Raw genomic sequence first — 16,952 nt, 5'->3', positions numbered from 1 at the left:
ACAGTGCATCGCAGGCCTGGAGCTTCAGGCCTGCCCTTCTAAAAAGGAAACATCATGAGTATGAATGTCGGCTCCCCATCCGCAGGCGCGGATCCGGAACCAATGATGGAAATGAATATGACGCCCCTCATCGACGTGATGCTGGTGCTGATTATCATGATGATCATTACGATTCCTAAAGCCAACCACTCGGTCAACCTGAACATGCCGGTCGGCACCCCGCCGCCGCCAACCAAGGAACCTGTGGTCATCACGATTGACGTCGACTTCGACGGTACGATTCTGTGGGATAACGTGGTCGTTCCTGACCGCACCACCCTGGAATCGAAACTGACCGATGTCGCAGCGCAAGCTGATCAGCCGGAAGTGCATCTGCGTCCGAACAAGCTGGTGTCGTACAAAGTCGTGGCAGGCGTGATGGCTTCGGCCCAGCGTCTGGGCGTGACCAAGATTGGTCTGGTCGGTAACGAACAGTTCCAGTAATACGTCCCATGTACAATAATAGGCAGGACATTCCTGCCTATTTTCGTTTTTTGATGAAAGAAAACTCACCCATGACCAAGTTTCGTCTCGCTCATCTCGGCCTGGTAATGGCCGCTATTGGTTTCACCGCAGCAGCCCCCATCGCAGGTTTCTCGTCGGTCGCCTACGCCGCTGAAACGGTGCGCGCCGAAATCGGCAAACCATTGCAGGAAGCACAGAAACTGGCCGCGGCCGGCAAGAACAAGGAAGCTCTTGCCAAACTGAAAGAAACTGACGCTGTCGGCGGCAAATCCGCCAACGAAAGCTATCTGATCGAGCGCACCCGCGCCTCGGTGGCCGTCGCCGCCGGCGACAACGACACCGCCGCCCGCGCCTTCGAATTCGTGATCAACTCCGGCAAGCTGTCGCCGGCCGAATCCGCCAAATTCTCCGAAGCCCTGGCCGGCATTTACTACCGCGCCAAGGACTATCCAAAAGCCGTGACCTGGTTCCAGCGCGTGCTGAAAGACAATCCGAGCAACACCTCGGCCCACGAATACATCGTGCAGATCCTGTACACCTCCGGCAAATACGCTGAAGCGGCCAAGGAACTGCAAGCGTCGAAAAACCTGAGCGAAAACCAGCTGGGCATGCTGGCCAACATCCAGCTGAAACAGAACGACAAGGCCGGCTACGTGCAGACCCTGGAAAAACTGGCTGGTTCGTATCCAAAAACCTCGTACTGGGCCGACCTGCTGAACCGCGTGTCGGGCAAGCCAGGCTTCTCGTCGACGCTGTCGCTGGACGTGCTGCGTCTGCGCCTGGTCAACGGCCTGCTGACCAAGCCGTCGGAATACATGGAAATGGCCCAGCTGTCGCTGCAGGCCGGCAATCCTGCTGAAGCCATCAAGATCATCGATCAGGGCTACAAAAAAGGCATCCTGGGCACCGGCTCCGACGCCGCGCGCCACCAGCGTCTGAAAGACCTGGCCGCCAAGACCCAGACCGAGTTCGACGCCAAAGCCGCCGCCAACGAAGCCGAAGCCGTCAAGGCCAAGGATGCGGACGCGCTGGCCAACCTGGGCTACGGCCTGGTGTCCGCCGGCAAGGCCGACAAGGGCCTGGCGCTGATGGATCAGGCCGTGAAACTGGGCACCGGCCGCAATCCGGAAGCCATCAAGCTGCACTACGGCATCGCGCAAAGCATCGCCGGCAAGAAACCTGCCGCGCTGAACACGCTGAAAACCGTCAAAGGCACCGATGGCACCGCCGACCTGGCCCGCTACTGGACCCTGAACATTAATCACCCGATGTAATTCGGGCGGTTGATGCGCAAAGCGCTGTTCCGGCCCGGCCGGACAGCGCTTTTTTTATTCCGGGGTCAGGTCCCTCATTTCTACACGGTCTCTGCGGTACGCGTGCGTACCGCAGAGACCGTGTAGAAATGAGGGACCTGACCCCGGAACTGGGTTTTTTTTCGCTTTGAGGGATTCCCCGTATAATCCCTGATTCGCGACAGTTTTTTTACCAGATTCCCATGAAGGTATTTCGAGGTCTTCCCAATGCAGCGGCGCGCGCGCCCTGCGCGCTCACGATCGGCAACTTCGACGGCGTCCACCTCGGCCACCAGGCCTTGCTGGCCCGCGTGCGCGCCGCCGCCACCGGTCTGGGACTGGAAGCGGCCGTGATGACCTTCGAGCCGCATCCACGCGAATTCTTCGCTCACAAGGCCGGCGACCTGTCGCGCGCCCCGGCGCGCATCGCCAACCTGCGCGACAAGCTGCAATCGCTGTCCGACAACGGCATCGACCGCGTCATCGTCGAGCATTTCTCGGCGCCGTTCGCGGCGCTGACGCCGCAGGAATTCACCGAAAAAGTGCTGGTCGAAGGCCTGCACGTCAAATGGCTGATGGTCGGCGACGACTTCTGCTACGGCGCCCGCCGCGCCGGCAACGTGCAGATGCTGCTGGAAGCGGGCAAGCAATACGGCTTCCACGTCGAGACCCTGCCGACCGTGATGAACGGCAGCACCCGCATCTCCTCCTCCGCCGTGCGCGCCGCGCTCAACGAAGGGGACTTCCCGCACGCCGAGGCGCTGCTCGGCCACCCGTACGCCATCTCCGGCCACGTGATCCACGGCCAGAAGCTGGGCCGCACGCTGGGCTTCCCGACGCTGAACCTGCGCGTGCCGCACCGCCCCGCCCTGTCGGGCATCTTCATCGTGCAGGTGCACGGCCTGGCCGAGCATCCGCTGCCGGCCGTCGCCAGCCTGGGCGTGCGCCCGACCGTCGATGACAGCGGCCGCGTGCTGCTGGAAGTGCATGTCTTCGACTTCGACCAGGGCTGCTACGGCAAGCAGGTGCGCGTCGAGTTCCTGCGGAAGATCCGCGACGAGGAAAAATACGTCGATCTGCCGACGCTGACGGCCGCCATCCACCGCGACGCCGACATCGCCCGCGCCTTCTTCGCCAAGCGCGCCACCGACCGAATTTGACCGCGCGATTTAGCTACGCGCGCCGGCTACCCCGTATTCCCGAATAAATCACTGAGACCACTATGTCCGATAACAAATCCGCAAAAAAGCCTGAAAGCAAATACCCGGTCAATATGACCGAAACCCCATTCCCGATGCGCGGCGACCTCGCCAAGCGCGAGCCGAACTGGGTCCAGCAATGGCAGACCAAGAAGATCTACGAGCGCGTGCGCAAGGCTGCAGCCGGCCGTCCGAAATTCATCCTGCACGACGGTCCTCCATACGCCAACGGCGACATCCACCTGGGCCACGCGGTCAACAAGATCCTCAAGGACATGGTGATCAAATCGCGCTCGCTGGCCGGTTTCGACGCGCCTTACGTGCCGGGCTGGGATTGCCACGGCATGCCGATCGAGATCCAGATCGAAAAACTGTACGGCAAAAACCTGCCGACCGCTGAAGTGCTGACCAAGGCCCGCGCCTACGCGCTGGAGCAGGTCGACCGCCAGCGCAAGGATTTCATCCGCCTGGGCGTGCTGGGCGAATGGCAGAATCCTTACCTGACCATGAACTATTCGAACGAGGCCGACGAACTGCGCGCCCTCGGCGCCATGCTGGAAAAGGGCTATGTCTACCGCGGCCTGAAACCGGTCAACTGGTGCTTCGACTGCCAGTCCGCGCTGGCCGAGGCCGAAGTGGAATACCAGGACAAGCGCGATCCGGCGATCGACGTCGGCTTCAAGTTCGCCGAATTCGACAAGCTGGCCAGCGCCTTCGACCTGACGCAGCTGCCGACGCACGAAGGCTACATCGTCATCTGGACCACCACCCCGTGGACCATCCCGGCCAACCAGGCGCTGAACGTCAATCCGGAAGTGACCTACGCGCTGGTGCAGACCGAGCGTGACGGCCAGCCGCTGCTGCTGATCCTGGCGCAGGACCTGGTGGAATCGTCGCTGGCGCGCTTCAAGCTGGAAGGCGTCACCATCGCTACCTGCAAGGGCGAAGACCTGTCCGGCATCAGCTTCCTGCACCCGCTGCACGCCGCCGACACCTTCTACAACCGCCTGTCGCCGATGTACCTGGCCGACTACGTGACCACCGAAAGCGGCACCGGCGTGGTCCACTCGGCGCCAGCCTACGGCCTGGACGACTTCATCTCCTGCAAGGCCCACGGCATGCAGGACGACCATATCCTGACGCCGGTGATGGGCGACGGCAAATACGTCTCGACCCTGCCGCTGTTCGGCGGCATGACCATCTGGGAAGCGTCGAAACCGATCTGCAACGCGCTGCGCGAAGCCGGCGCGCTGTTCGAAGTCAAGATGTTCGACCACAGCTACATGCACTGCTGGCGCCACAAGACGCCGATCATCTACCGCGCCACCTCGCAGTGGTTCGCCGGCATGGACATCAAGCCGAAGGACGGCGGCGCCAGCCTGCGCGAGACCGCGCTGAAAGGCATTGCCGAGACCAAGTTCTTCCCGGACTGGGGCCAGGCGCGCCTGCACGGCATGATCGCCAACCGTCCTGACTGGACCCTGTCGCGCCAGCGCCAGTGGGGCGTGCCGATGGCCTTCGTGGTCCACAAGGAGACCGGCGCGCTGCATCCGCGCACGCCGGAACTGCTGGAGCAGGTCGCCCAGCTGATCGAAAAGAGCGGCATCGACGCCTGGCTGGCGCTGGACCTGAAAGACCTGATCGGCGACGAAGCGGCCGACTACGTCAAGAACAAGGACACGCTGGACGTCTGGTTCGACTCCGGCTCGACCCACCAGACCGTGCTGCGCGGCTCGCACAAGCAGCAGCTGGCCTTCCCGGCCGACCTGTACCTGGAAGGTTCGGACCAGCACCGCGGCTGGTTCCACTCGTCGCTGCTGACGTCCTCGATGCTGAACGGCGCGCCGCCTTACAAGGCGCTGCTGACGCACGGCTTCACCGTCGACGGCGAAGGCAAGAAGATGTCCAAATCGCTGGGCAATACGCTGGCGCCGCAGAAAATCTCCGACACCCTGGGCGCCGATATCCTGCGCCTGTGGATCGCCTCGACCGACTACACCGGCGAGCTGTCGATCTCGGACGAGATCCTGAAGCGCGTGACGGAAGCCTATCGCCGCATCCGCAACACGCTGCGCTTCCTGCTGGCCAACATCTCCGACTTCAACCACGCGCAGGACGCCGTGCCGGTCGCCGAGCTGCTGGAAATCGACCGCTACGCGATCGCCAACATGGCCGCGCTGCAGAAGGAAATCGAAGCGCACTACGAACAGTACGAATTCCAGCCGGTGTACTCCAAGCTGCAGAACTACTGCTCGGAAGACCTGGGCGGCTTCTACCTGGACATCCTGAAGGACCGCCTGTACACCACCGGCGTGACCTCGCATGCGCGCCGTTCGGCGCAGACCGCGCTGTGGCACATCACGCAAAGCCTGCTGCGCGTGATGGCGCCGGCGCTGTCCTTCACCGCGGAAGAGGCGTGGGCCATCTTCGCCGGCGAGGAAGCCTTCAAGGCCAGCGACGAAACCATCTTCACCCAGACCTGGTGGCAACTGCCGGAACTGGCCGACGGCGAAGCGCTGCTGGCCAAGTACGCGGCGCTGCGCGCGGTGCGCACCGACGTCACCAAGCAGCTGGAAGACCTGCGCACCTCGGGCGCGATCGGCTCCTCGCTGCAGGCGGAACTGAGCATCAAGGCCGCCGGCGACAAGTACCAGCTGCTGGCCAGCCTGGAAGATGACCTCAAGTTCATCTTCATCACCTCGCTGGCGAAAGTCATCGAAGTGGCTGCGGAAGCGGAAGAAGCAGTCACCGTGGCCGCATCGAGCGCCGAGAAGTGCGAGCGCTGCTGGCACTACCGCGCCGACGTCGGCGCCCACGCGGACCACCCTAGCCTGTGCGGCCGCTGCTACAGCAACCTGTTTGGTGCGGGCGAAAAACGCAAGTTCGCTTAATATGACGGCCGCCGCGTTCCAGAAGAATGCGGCGGCGACGCCACTACGACCCACATCCGACATCTTATGGCCACCAAAAAAATCTTCCCGACCAAATCTTCGGCAAGCCTCACCCCCTGGCTGTGCATCGCCGCACTCGTCATCCTGATCGACCAGCTGACCAAGATCACCATCACCAAGACCTTCCAGCTGGGCGAAGAGAAAATCATCACCTCGTTCTTCAACCTGGTGCTGGCGTATAACAAGGGCGCGGCCTTCAGCTTTTTGAGCAATAGCGGCGGCTGGCAGCGCTACTTCTTCACCGCCATCGGCATCTGCGCCGCCATCTTCATCATCTACCTGTTGAAAAAGCACAGCGGCCAACGCATGTTCTCGTGGGCGCTGGCCTTGATCCTGGGCGGCGCGGTCGGCAACGTGGTCGACCGCCTGCTGTATGGCCACGTGATCGACTTCCTCGACTTCCACTGGGCCGGCCTTGGCCACTTCCCGGCGTTTAACGTGGCCGATTCGGCCATCTGCATCGGCGCCGGCCTGTTCATCCTGGACGAACTGCGCCGGGTGAACAAGTAATCTAGCGGAGCTGCATCATGATGGAACTGACTGGTAAGAAAATCGTCCTCGGCCTGTCCGGCGGCGTGGCCTGCTACAAGGCGGCGGAACTGTGCCGCGCCTTCACCAAGGCCGGCGCCACGGTGCAGGTGGTGATGACCGAAGCGGCCACCCACTTCATCACGGCCGTCACCATGCAGGCGCTGTCCGGCCGCCCGGTGTACACCGACCAGTGGGACGCCCGCGTCAACAACAACATGGCCCACATCGACGTCACCCGCGACGCCGACGCCATCATCATCGCCCCCTGCTCGACGGACTTCATCCGCAAGCTGGCGCACGGCGCCTGCGACGACCTGCTGTCGACCATGTGCGTGGCCCGTCCGCGCCACGTGCCGCTGCTGATCGCGCCGGCCATGAACGTCGAGATGTGGCAGAACCCGGCCACCCAGCGCAACGTGCAGACGCTGCGCGACGACGGCATCGCCATTTTCGGCCCGGCGGCCGGCGACCAGGCCTGCGGCGAAGTGGGCCTGGGCCGCATGCTGGAGCCGGAACAGCTGCTGGAAGAAGTGATCGCCGCGTTCCAGCCGAAAGTCCTGGCGGGCAAGCGCATCCTGATCACCGCCGGCCCGACCTTCGAGCCGATCGACCCGGTGCGCGGCATCACCAATCTGTCCTCGGGCAAGATGGGCTATGCCGTGGCGCGCGCCGCGCGCGAAGCCGGCGCCGAAGTGGTGCTGGTGTCCGGCCCGGTGGCGCTGGCGACGCCGTTCGGCGTGCAGCGCATCAACGTCCAGAGCGCGCAGCAGATGTACGACGCGGTGATGGCCAATGTCGACCACCAGAACATCTTCATCGCGGTGGCGGCGGTGGCCGACTGGCGCATCGCCAACGCCAGCGAGCAGAAACTGAAGAAAAATCCGGACGGCGCCGCGCCCGACCTGAAGTTCGAGCAGAACCCGGACATCCTGGCCTCGGTCGCCGCGCTGACCAACCTGGCCGGCCATCCGTACTGCGTCGGCTTTGCCGCCGAATCGGAAAACCTGGTGCAGTTCGGCGCCGACAAGCGCGAGAAAAAAGGTATCCCCCTGCTAGTAGGGAATATCGGCCACCACACCTTCGGCCAGGACGACAACACCATCATCCTGTTCGACGAGAACGGCCACACGATTTTGCCGCGCGCCGACAAACTGACGCTGGCGCGCCAACTGATTTCCGAGATCTCCAAGCGGATCTCCCAACATTCCTTGTTTGCTAAATAAATGAAAACTGTAGACGTTAAAATCCTTGACCCGCGCATGAAAGACCAGCTGCCGGCCTACGCCACGCCTGGTTCGGCCGGCCTGGACCTGCGCGCCTGCATCGACGCGCCGATGGTGATCGAAGCCGGCCAGACCGTGCTGATCCCGACCGGCCTGGCGATCCACGTCGCCGATCCTGGCTACGCCGCCATGATCCTGCCGCGCAGCGGCATGGGCCACAAAAACGGCATCGTGCTGGGGAATCTGGTAGGCTTGATCGACTCCGACTATCAGGGCCAGTTGATGATTTCGACCTGGAACCGCGGTCACAGCGCCTTCACGCTGAACCCGATGGAACGCCTGGCGCAGCTGATCATCGTGCCGGTACTGCAGGTCGGCTTCAACGTGGTGGAAGAATTCGAATCGAGCGAGCGTGGTGTCGGCGGTTTCGGCAGCACCGGCAAACAATAAAATGGAGACGGAGCGCAGGGATGAACATGACGAATAAATTTGGCACCTTCTTCCTTGTACCGGCGCTGGCAGCCAGCGTGCTGCTCTCCGCCTGCTCCACCTTCCAATCGCAACCGGCCGCGCCCGAGCCGGCGCCGGCGGTGGTCAGCAGCGTGACCGAAGCGCCGCCGGTGGTCACCGCCAGGATGGCCGCCGCGCGCCAGCAACTGAGCCAGATGGTGGCGCTGCAGGACCGCCTGTACCGCGTCGCCGGTCCGCTGTTGATCAACAACGCGGACCTGTGCCGCAACCAGGCGCGCAACCTGCTCGGCTTCACCGCCAAGAACAAATACTCCTACTCCGGCGAATTCGTCGACGCCGCCCAAGCGGTGCTGAACTACGGCGACCGCCTGGAAGTGGCCAGCGTGCTGGCCGGCAGCGGCGCCGCCCGCGTCGGCCTGCGCAAGGGCGACGTGCTGGTGGCCGCCGACGGCAAGCTGCTGCCGGTGGGCGCCAACGCCGAAACCGAAGCGGCCGCCGTGCTTGGCCCGCTGGTCGCCAGCAGCAAGGTACTGAACCTGACCGTCTCGCGCGGCGGCAGCAACCAGCAGCTGCGGGTGCCCGTCACGCGCGCCTGCGCCTTCAAGATCGACATCGGCAACGCCGACAACATCAACGCCTATTCCGACGGCCAGCGCGTGATGATCACGCGCGGCATGGTCAACTTCGCGCAGAGCGACGACGCCATCGCCTACGTGCTGGCCAAGGACATCGCCCACAATGTGCTGGGCCACGCCGCCACCACCAAGCAGGCCTACACCGTGGGCAGCATCATCGACAACCTGGTGACGGTGCGCCCCGACCTGTCGATGCTGATCGGCAGCGCCGGCGTCAAGCCGATGCCGCAGGAACTGGATGGCGCGGCCGACAACCTGTCGCTGTACATGGTGGCGCGCGCCGGCTACAGCGTCGAAGGCGCGCGCGCCTTCTGGCAGCGCCTGGCCACGCAGTATCCGGCCTCGGTGCTGAACGGCTATACCGCCAACCATCCCGCCGTGGCCTACCGCCTGGGCGTGATCGACAAGACCGTGTCGGCGATCCGCAGCAAGCAGTCGTCCAGGCAGCCGCTGGTTCCGTAACTACCGGGAGAACGCCATGAACAAGTCCGGCCTGATCGCAATCGCCCTGGTGCTGGCAGCCGGCTGGGCGCAAGCAGCGCAATGGGTGCGCGTGGGCGGCAGCAAGACCGCCACTTACTACATCGACAAGGCCAGCGTGATCCCGGTCGACAAGACGCGCAAGGCGTGGTCGATGCAGACCTATACCCGCATGCAGAAGACGCCCGAGGGCAAGCTGTATAAGTCGGTGAAGATGCTGCACGTCTATGGCTGCGACGACCACACCACGACGCTGCTGGCGCAGGTCTACTATCCGGAAGCGATGGGCAAGGGCGAGCCGGTGGAAAACTACAAGTTCGAGAAATTCAACCCCGAGGACATCGTCCCCGACAGCCCGTTCGACGCCACGCTGGCGGCGGCCTGCAAGGGCTAGTTGGGGAAGTTCGGGAATACCGTCGCCATCAGCCACGTCAGGCCGGCGCACAGCAGCACGGCGCAGATCAGCACAATCAACAATCGGCCGAATTTGGGGCTACCGTCGTCTTCCTTTTGAGGCATGTCCGTTCCCTGCAAGCTTTGATGAGCCGTAGTATATTCCATTCATGGACTCTATCGACCTCGAAGTATTGAAAACCAGCGCCGCGTGGATCGCGGCCGGGCGCCGTTGCGAACTGATCACCGTCATCAAGACCTGGGGTTCCAGCCCGCGTCCCGTCGGCGCCACCCTGGCCATCTGCGAAGACGGCACCGTGGTCGGCTCGGTGTCGGGCGGCTGCATTGAAGATGACCTGATCGCGCGCGTGCGCGACGAGGGTATCAGCCGTACCATTCCGGAAATCGTCAGCTACGGCATCACCGCTGACGAGGCCCACCGTTTCGGCCTGCCTTGCGGCGGCACCATTGAATTGTCGATCGAGCCGCTGTCGGCGCACAGCCGCATCGACGAGCTGTTGGCGCGGCTGGAGCAGCATGAGCTGGTGCAGCGCCGGCTGGATCTGCGCAGCGGTGAAGTGGAACTGTCCAAGGCCGCGCCGGGCGCGCAGATGCAGGTCAGCGAGCAGGCCATGGTGACGCTGCACGGCCCGCGCTGGCGGCTGCTGATTATCGGCGCAGGGCAGCTGTCGCGTTTCCTGGCGCAGATTGCGCTGGCTATGGATTACAGCGTCACGGTCTGCGATCCGCGCGAGGAGTATCGCGCCGGCTGGCACGTCGACGGCGTGCAGCTGGTGCACGAGATGCCGGACGACGTGGTGCTGGCGATGAATCTGGACCACCGCAGCGCCGTGGTGGCGCTGACGCACGACCCGAAGCTGGACGACCTGGCGCTGATGGAAGCGTTGAAGTCGGACGCGTTCTACGTCGGCGCGATCGGTTCGCGCGTGAACAACAGCAGGCGCCGCGAGCGGCTGCTGGAATTCGACCTGACGGCGGAACAGCTGGCGCGTTTGCACGGACCGATCGGCCTGTACATCGGCAGCAAGACGCCATCCGAAATCGCCATTTCCATCCTGGCTGAAATGACGGCGATCAAAAACGGCGTGCCGACCAACATGATCGTTCCCCACGCCGCCGCCCCCACCAAACCTGGCGATGCAGTCTGCGTGGTGGAAAGCGGCGCCGTTTAAACCCGTGCGCCACTCACTCAACGTTTGAATTCAAAAGCAAGAATCGACTGGTTTGCTGCCCGGCGTTGAGAGACAATAGCGCGGGCTGGGGCACGCCGCCCCGCACAACCCACCGGACCAACCCGCATGAGCACCACCAACCTCCTCCGCCTGATCCTGCTGGCCGCCATCTGGGGCGGCTCCTTCCTGTTCATGCGCATCGCCGCGCCGGTGCTTGGCGCCGCCGTGCTGATCGAATACCGCGTGCTGTTCGCCGCCATCTTCCTCGCCATCATCGGCATCTTCCTCAAGAAGAAACTGGACCTGGCCGAGAACTGGAAACACTACCTCATCCTCGGCCTGTTCAACTCCGCCATCCCCTTCCTGATGTTCGCCTTCGCCGCCCGCACGCTGTCCGCCTCGCTGCTGGCGGTGCTGAACGCCACCACGCCGCTGTGGGGCACGCTGATCGCCGCCGTCTGGTCGCGCCACATGGTCAGCGCCAAGGTGTTGCTCGGCCTCGCGCTCGGCACCTGCGGCGTCGCGCTGCTGGTGGGATTCGACCACGTCAGCTCCAAACCCGGCGCCGGCATCGCGATTGCGGCCGTGCTGTTCGCCTCCTTCAACTACGGCATCGCCAGCAACTACGCCAAGCAGGCCAAGGCGGTCGAGCCGTTCGCCAACGCCCACGGCTCGATGTGGGCTTCGGCGCTGCTGGTGCTGCCGGTGGTGCCGTTCTTCCCGGCGCCGGGCGAGCCGACCATCGGCATCATGAGCGCGGTGCTCGCGCTGGCCGTGTTGTGCAGCGGCGTGGCCTACCTGATCTACTTCCGCCTGATCCAGGACGTCGGTCCGTCGTCGGCACTGACAGTGACCTTCCTCAGCCCCCTGTTCGGCATCCTGTGGGGCGTGCTGTTCCTCGGCGAGACCGTCGGCTGGTATACCTTTGCCGGCGCCGCCATCGTCATCACCGGCACCGCGCTGGTGACCGGCTTCCGTCCGAGCTTCAGCCTGAAACCGCGCTCCGCATGAAGCCCTTCACCCTGGCGCTGCCGGCCGACTACCGGCTGCAAGACGTACTGGCCTTCCATCGCCGCGATACGGAGAGCATCGCCGAGGAAGTCAGCGCCGAACGCCTGCGCAAGGGCGTGTTGCTCGACGGCGTGCCGGTGGTGCTGGACATCGCCCTGCCGGCGGCCGGCGGCGCGGACGCCATCTGCACCTTGCACGCCGACGGCGCACTGACCAAATCCGCGCAGCAGCAGGCGCACGAAGCGGCGATCAGCATTCTCGGCCTGCGCATCGATCCCGCGCCCTTCTCCGCCTTCACGAAAAAGGACAAGCTGCTGGGCGCCCTCATACGCCGCCAGCCTGGCCTGCGCATCGTGCAATCGGCCACCGTGTTCGAAGCGCTGACCTGGGCCATCATCGGCCAGCAGATCAACCTGACGTTTGCCATCGCGCTGCGCCGCACCTTCATCCTGCAGGCAGGCCGCCAGCACAGCAGCGGCCTGTGGTGCTATCCCGATGCGCGCAGCGCCGCCGCGCTGTCGCTGGAAGACCTCACCACCCGCAAATTCTCGCGCGCGAAGGCCGAGACCCTGCTGCGCCTCGCGCAACTGGTGACGGACGGCGAACTGCAACTGGACGTCACGCCCGCCAACAGCATCGAACAGATCTCGTCGGCGCTGCTGGCCGTCAAAGGCATCGGCCCTTGGACCGTCAACTACGGCCTGCTGCGCGGCTACGGCTACGCCGACTGCTCGCTGCACGGCGACGTCGCCATCCGCGCCGCGCTACAAATGCTGCTGGGCGAAGAGGCCAAGCCGGACATCAAACGCACCGAGCAAATCCTGGCGCAATACAGTCCGCACCGTACCATGGCCGCCGCCCACCTGTGGGCCAGCCTGCATCCGCGCGACGACCAGTAAAAACCACTTGAACCTGACGCTACGTCAGGCTTTACGCTCTCTCCATCATCACCAAGGAGAGAGCCTATGCCACATCCCGCACCGCCCAAGCCCAGCGCCTGGATCACCGCCACCCTGCGCGCTGCGCACCAGCTGTACGATCAGCCGCTGATTCTGCGCGATCCGCTGGCCCTGCGCCTGCTCGGCGCCGAATGCGAAGCCGAACTGCGCGCCGACGCCCAGCGCCAGCAGCATCCGCTGGCCGCCGCCATGCGCACCACCATGGCGGTCCGCGCACGTCTTGCGGAAGACAGCTGGCACGAAGCGCATGCCAACGACGTGCAGCAATACGTGATCCTCGGCGCAGGCCTGGACAGCTATGCCTACCACGCCGAATCCGCATCGGACGCCCGCATCTACGAAGCCGACCTGCCGGCCATGCAGCAATGGAAGCGCGCCTGCCTACGCGCCGCCGACATCAAGGAGCCGGCCAACGTGCGCTACGCCGCCACCGATTTCACCGCGTCCGCGCTGCTGGAAGACCTGCAACAGCAAGGCTTCGACGCCGCACGGCCGGCCTGCTGTTCCTGGCTCGGCGTCAGCATGTATCTGAAGCCCGATGAAGTGATGCGCACCCTGCGCGAGATCGCCGACTGCGCGCCCGGCAGCAGCATCGTGTTCGACTACTGCGTGCACCGCAAGCAGCTGAGCGACAACGAGCGTGCCGGCCTCGATTTCGTCGCCGCCTCGCTGGCCGCGCAAGGCGAACATCTGCACAGCAGTTTCGAACCGCAACTGCTGGAACATATGCTGCGCCATCACGGCTTCCGCCAGATCGAGCATATCGGTCCGGAGGAATTGAGCGCGCGCTATGGCGCCAAGCTGAATGGCATTTTCCGCATGATACGCGCGACGGTTTAAACTATGGGACATGGAAAAAAACGTACTGAAAATAGGTGAACTGGCGGCGCGCTCCGGCCTCACGGTGCGCGCGCTGCACCACTACGACAGCATCGGCCTGCTGACGCCATCGGCGCGCGCCGATTCCGGCTACCGTTTATACAACCGCGCCGATGTCGTACGGCTGCACCAGATCCAGGCGCTGCGCAAGTTCGGCATGTCGCTGGCGGACATCGGCACCTTCCTCGCCAGCGACGATGCGCAGTTTGCCGACATCGTCACCCAGCAGATCGCCGCGCTGGACCAGCAGATCAAGCAGGCCACCACGCTGCGCGAGCAGTTGAGCCGCCTGCAGCAGCAAATGCCGAGCGACGATGCGCCGGCGCTGGAGGACTGGCTCGGCGCGCTGGAACACATGAAACTGTACGAACAATACTTCACGCCGGAAGAACTGCGACGCCTGCCGTTCTGGCAGCAGAGCGCGCGCCGCAACGCCACCTGGCGCGCGATGGTGGCGGAGCTGCATTCGCTGATGGCGCGCGGCGTCTCCACCGACAGCGAGGAAGCCAGCGCGCTGGCGCAGCGCTGGATGGAAACGCTGGAGCGCGACACCGCCACCAATCCAGCCTTCGCGCATCGCATGACGCTGATGCTGCAACAGGAACAAACCGAAGGCCGGCGCTCGCCGGTGACCGAGGAAATGAAACAGTACATCGGCGCCGCCTTCAACGCGCGCAAGATGGCGCTGTATGCGAAATACCTGGACGAGGACGAGATGCGCTACCTGCGCGCCAACAGCCGCAAGCACACGCAGGAATGGATACTGCTATTCATCAAGGTGCATCAGCAGATGGAGCAAGGCGTGCCGCCGGAAGATGCGTCGTCGCAGGCGCTGGCGCAGGAGTGGATGGCGCTGTTCCACGCGCGCGCCGGCAGCAGTCCGCAAACGCAGGCCAAAATCAGCCGCGCCCACGAAAGCGAGCCGGAGCTGCTGAAAGGCACCTGGGTCAACCAATCCACCATCGCCTACATCCGCCAGGCCCTGTCTGCTTGCGGCTCCGTTTGATCCAGCATAAAGTGAAAGTCCAGTCACCGTTTTACGATGGTGCCCCATGGACGATCATCTGAACAATCTGTACCAGGCCGACTTCTACCGATGGCTGCACCATCAGGCGGCCTTGCTGCAGGCGCATGATTTCGAGCGACTTGATCTGCCCAACCTCATCGAGGAAGTTGAATCCATGGGCAATAACAAGAAGCACGAGCTGGAGCATCGGCTGGAGGTGCTCCTCATGCACCTGCTGAAATGCCAGCTGCAGCCGCAGCGCATCACGCGTGGCTGGATCGGCACCATCGTCGAGCAGCGCAAGCGCATCCACAAGGCGCTGAAAAAGATGCCGAGCCTGCGCGCATCGTTGGACGCATCCATTGCCGAGGCCTATGAAGACGCCATCGAATTCGCGGTATTGGAAACCGGATTGCCCAAGCCGGCGTTCCCCGCCGTGCTCCCCTGGTCCACATCGCAGATCCTGGAGGAGGATTTCTTTCCATGAATGACCTGTACCAGTCCGATTACTATGTCTGGGCGCATCGTCAGGCCGGGCTGTTGCGTGCCGGGAGCTTTGAGCAACTGGATCTGGAGCATCTGGCGGCCGAAGTGCTCGATCTGGCGCAGCAGCAGCGCAACGAGCTCAGGTGGCACGTCAACCAACTGCTGCACTACTTTTTGAAAAGCGCGCTGTATCCGGAGCGCGTATCCGGCCGCTGGCTCGGCAAGCTGTACCGGCATCGTCGCTGGATCAGAAAACTCGTGCACGAAATGCCGACGATGGCGCCGCTACTCGACGGCTACATCAACACTGCCTACGCCAAGGCGACGGAACGCCTGACCGCCAAGGCCCGTCTGCCTCGCTCAGCCTTCCCCGAACAACTGGCCCACACCAAGGAACACCTGCTCGAACAGGACTTCATGCCATGGACGATCATCTCACCAACCTCTACGAAACCGACGCGCTGATCTGGACCGAAACCCAGATCTCCCTGCTGCGCGCCGGCAAATTCGATCAGCTGGATGTGGAAAACATCATCTCGGAGCTGGGGTATCAAGTGCGAAAAGACAAACGCGAGGTGGCAAGCCGCTTGCGTCGGCTGATAATGCACCTGTTGAAATATCAATTTCAGCCCCTGCGCATCTGTAATAGCTGGCGCCAAACGATCAAAACGCAACGCGATCAGATCGCCGTTGTGCTGAAGGACATGCCCAGCTTGCGCGCGATGCTCGACGAATATGTCGCACATGCCTATCCGAGGGCCGTCAAGGATGCCGCAGCGGAAACGCACTTGCCCATTTCAGCGTTTCCAACAGAAATTCCCTACACCCTGAATCAACTGCTGGATGAGAATTTTCTGCCAGGCGAAAATGAAAAAGCCGTTGAACCTTAACGGTATCAACGGCTTTTGAATTTGGTTGCGGGGACAGGATTTGAACCTGTGACCTTCGGGTTATGAGCCCGACGAGCTGCCAGACTGCTCCACCCCGCGTCTGTGCCGTTATTATAGGACAGATCGGGCGTTTAGGCAATATCAATCCCGGAAAGAAACGCGATAGATCGAATAAATGCTGAGTCCAGCCGGGCGCGGGCACGCCGTGCGGGCGGCAATCGGTGTAAAGTAAGCACAAACCGACTTGACCGATTGTTTATGAAATTCTGTTCCGAATGCGCCTCCCCCGTCAGCCTCAGCATTCCGGCTGGCGATAACCGTCCCCGCTACGTGTGCGGCAGCTGCGCCACCATCCATTACGAGAACCCGAAAATGGTGCTCGGCTCGATTCCTGTCTGGGAGCAGGACGGCGAACTGAAAGTGCTGCTATGCAAACGCGCCATCGAGCCGCGCTACGGCTACTGGACGTTACCGGCCGGCTTCATGGAAAACAACGAGACCACCAGCGAAGCGGCCATCCGCGAAACCCAGGAAGAAGCTGGCGCGAATATCAAGCTTGGCAAGCTGTTCACCTTGCTCAATGTCGCGCGCGTCCACCAGGTGCACATGTTCTACCTGGCCGAACTGCTCGACCTCGACTTCGCGCCCGGAGAGGAAAGCCTGGACGTGCGGATGTTCAGCGAAGCCGAGATCCCGTGGGACGACTTGGCCTTCCCTACCATCCGCACCACGCTGGAACTGTTCTTCGCCGACCGCCTCAAGATCCGCGAAGGCGGCAGCTACGGCTTCCACACGCAGGACATCATCCGCAACATGCGCTCCGACATCGAACCAACGTGACGCAGTACG

General features: G+C 63.2%; 19 protein-coding genes and 1 tRNA gene. 18 read left to right on the top strand and 2 right to left on the bottom strand.

Features of this window, described 5'->3' with window-relative positions; genetic code table 11:
- Positions 1 to 54: 54 nt before the first annotated feature.
- From GJ698_RS04100 to GJ698_RS04060, 9 genes are all read left to right on the top strand, one after another.
- Entirely contained in the window at positions 55 to 483 is a 429-nt protein-coding gene (locus tag GJ698_RS04100) for an ExbD/TolR family protein (RefSeq protein WP_208023362.1), read from the top strand.
- A 71-nt stretch (positions 484 to 554) separates the two neighbouring features.
- Positions 555 to 1,778, top strand: a complete 1,224-nt coding sequence (locus tag GJ698_RS04095) for a tetratricopeptide repeat protein (RefSeq protein WP_229259814.1) — start codon at positions 555 to 557, stop codon at positions 1,776 to 1,778.
- A 221-nt stretch (positions 1,779 to 1,999) separates the two neighbouring features.
- Positions 2,000 to 2,956: a bifunctional riboflavin kinase/FAD synthetase gene (locus GJ698_RS04090; protein WP_154356277.1), complete on the top strand. Its 957-nt coding sequence runs from the start codon at positions 2,000 to 2,002 to the stop codon at positions 2,954 to 2,956.
- Between the two features lie 62 nt (positions 2,957 to 3,018).
- Complete coding sequence (ileS, locus tag GJ698_RS04085) at positions 3,019 to 5,886, top strand: isoleucine--tRNA ligase (RefSeq protein WP_154356276.1); 2,868 nt, start codon at positions 3,019 to 3,021, stop codon at positions 5,884 to 5,886.
- 66 nt (positions 5,887 to 5,952) lie between these two features.
- Positions 5,953 to 6,456, top strand: a complete 504-nt coding sequence (lspA, locus tag GJ698_RS04080) for a signal peptidase II (protein WP_154356275.1) — start codon at positions 5,953 to 5,955, stop codon at positions 6,454 to 6,456.
- 20 nt (positions 6,457 to 6,476) lie between these two features.
- On the top strand, positions 6,477 to 7,700 hold the full coding sequence (coaBC, locus tag GJ698_RS04075) for a bifunctional phosphopantothenoylcysteine decarboxylase/phosphopantothenate--cysteine ligase CoaBC (protein WP_208023770.1): 1,224 nt from the start codon (positions 6,477 to 6,479) through the stop codon (positions 7,698 to 7,700).
- Positions 7,701 to 8,150 carry a dUTP diphosphatase gene (dut, locus tag GJ698_RS04070; protein WP_154356273.1) on the top strand — a complete coding sequence of 150 codons (450 nt, stop codon included), beginning with the start codon at positions 7,701 to 7,703 and terminating at the stop codon, positions 8,148 to 8,150.
- A 26-nt stretch (positions 8,151 to 8,176) separates the two neighbouring features.
- On the top strand, positions 8,177 to 9,268 hold the full coding sequence (locus tag GJ698_RS04065; protein ID WP_229259813.1) for a M48 family metallopeptidase: 1,092 nt from the start codon (positions 8,177 to 8,179) through the stop codon (positions 9,266 to 9,268).
- 16 nt (positions 9,269 to 9,284) lie between these two features.
- A complete protein-coding gene (locus GJ698_RS04060) occupies positions 9,285 to 9,680 on the top strand; it encodes a surface-adhesin E family protein (protein ID WP_154356271.1) in 396 nt (131 codons plus the stop codon).
- Here GJ698_RS04060 and GJ698_RS31135 read toward each other — a convergent pair.
- The gene (locus GJ698_RS31135) at positions 9,677 to 9,805 is read right to left on the bottom strand and encodes a hypothetical protein (protein ID WP_267874770.1); all 129 of its coding nucleotides are present in this window, start codon (positions 9,803 to 9,805) and stop codon (positions 9,677 to 9,679) included. The two genes, GJ698_RS04060 and GJ698_RS31135, sit on opposite strands and share 4 nt — an antisense overlap.
- Before the next feature lie 44 nt (positions 9,806 to 9,849).
- On the opposite strand from GJ698_RS31135, the gene GJ698_RS04055 reads away from it, so the two are divergent.
- The 8 genes from GJ698_RS04055 (at position 9,850) to GJ698_RS04020 (ending at position 16,103) form a co-directional block, all read left to right on the top strand.
- Positions 9,850 to 10,872, top strand: a complete 1,023-nt coding sequence (locus GJ698_RS04055) for an XdhC family protein (protein WP_154356270.1) — start codon at positions 9,850 to 9,852, stop codon at positions 10,870 to 10,872.
- 126 nt (positions 10,873 to 10,998) lie between these two features.
- Positions 10,999 to 11,883, top strand: a complete 885-nt coding sequence (locus GJ698_RS04050) for a DMT family transporter (RefSeq protein WP_154356269.1) — start codon at positions 10,999 to 11,001, stop codon at positions 11,881 to 11,883.
- Positions 11,880 to 12,782: a DNA-3-methyladenine glycosylase family protein gene (locus tag GJ698_RS04045; RefSeq protein ID WP_154356268.1), complete on the top strand. Its 903-nt coding sequence runs from the start codon at positions 11,880 to 11,882 to the stop codon at positions 12,780 to 12,782. Before GJ698_RS04050 ends, GJ698_RS04045 begins: the two co-directional genes overlap by 4 nt.
- A gap of 66 nt (positions 12,783 to 12,848) precedes the next feature.
- Positions 12,849 to 13,682, top strand: a complete 834-nt coding sequence (locus tag GJ698_RS04040; RefSeq protein WP_154356267.1) for a class I SAM-dependent methyltransferase — start codon at positions 12,849 to 12,851, stop codon at positions 13,680 to 13,682.
- 10 nt (positions 13,683 to 13,692) lie between these two features.
- Positions 13,693 to 14,727, top strand: a complete 1,035-nt coding sequence (locus GJ698_RS04035) for a MerR family transcriptional regulator (protein ID WP_154356266.1) — start codon at positions 13,693 to 13,695, stop codon at positions 14,725 to 14,727.
- A 46-nt stretch (positions 14,728 to 14,773) separates the two neighbouring features.
- Entirely contained in the window at positions 14,774 to 15,214 is a 441-nt protein-coding gene (locus GJ698_RS04030; protein ID WP_154356265.1) for a DUF29 domain-containing protein, read from the top strand.
- Positions 15,211 to 15,678: a DUF29 domain-containing protein gene (locus GJ698_RS04025; protein ID WP_154356264.1), complete on the top strand. Its 468-nt coding sequence runs from the start codon at positions 15,211 to 15,213 to the stop codon at positions 15,676 to 15,678. Before GJ698_RS04030 ends, GJ698_RS04025 begins: the two co-directional genes overlap by 4 nt.
- The gene (locus GJ698_RS04020; protein WP_154356263.1) at positions 15,636 to 16,103 is read left to right on the top strand and encodes a DUF29 domain-containing protein; all 468 of its coding nucleotides are present in this window, start codon (positions 15,636 to 15,638) and stop codon (positions 16,101 to 16,103) included. Before GJ698_RS04025 ends, GJ698_RS04020 begins: the two co-directional genes overlap by 43 nt.
- A 22-nt stretch (positions 16,104 to 16,125) precedes the next feature.
- On the opposite strand, the gene GJ698_RS04015 is transcribed toward GJ698_RS04020, so the two are convergent.
- Positions 16,126 to 16,202 (bottom strand) — tRNA-Met (locus GJ698_RS04015).
- A gap of 159 nt (positions 16,203 to 16,361) precedes the next feature.
- On the opposite strand from GJ698_RS04015, the gene GJ698_RS04010 reads away from it, so the two are divergent.
- Positions 16,362 to 16,943, top strand: a complete 582-nt coding sequence (locus GJ698_RS04010; RefSeq protein WP_154356262.1) for an NUDIX hydrolase — start codon at positions 16,362 to 16,364, stop codon at positions 16,941 to 16,943.
- The last annotated feature ends 9 nt before the right edge of the window (positions 16,944 to 16,952 follow it).

This window comes from Duganella aquatilis (genome assembly GCF_009674565.1).
Classification (GTDB): Bacteria; Pseudomonadota; Gammaproteobacteria; order Burkholderiales; family Burkholderiaceae_D; genus Rugamonas; species Rugamonas aquatilis.
The sequence above is the reverse complement of the archived record's forward strand: the minus strand, read 5'-3'. Positions and strand labels throughout refer to the sequence as shown.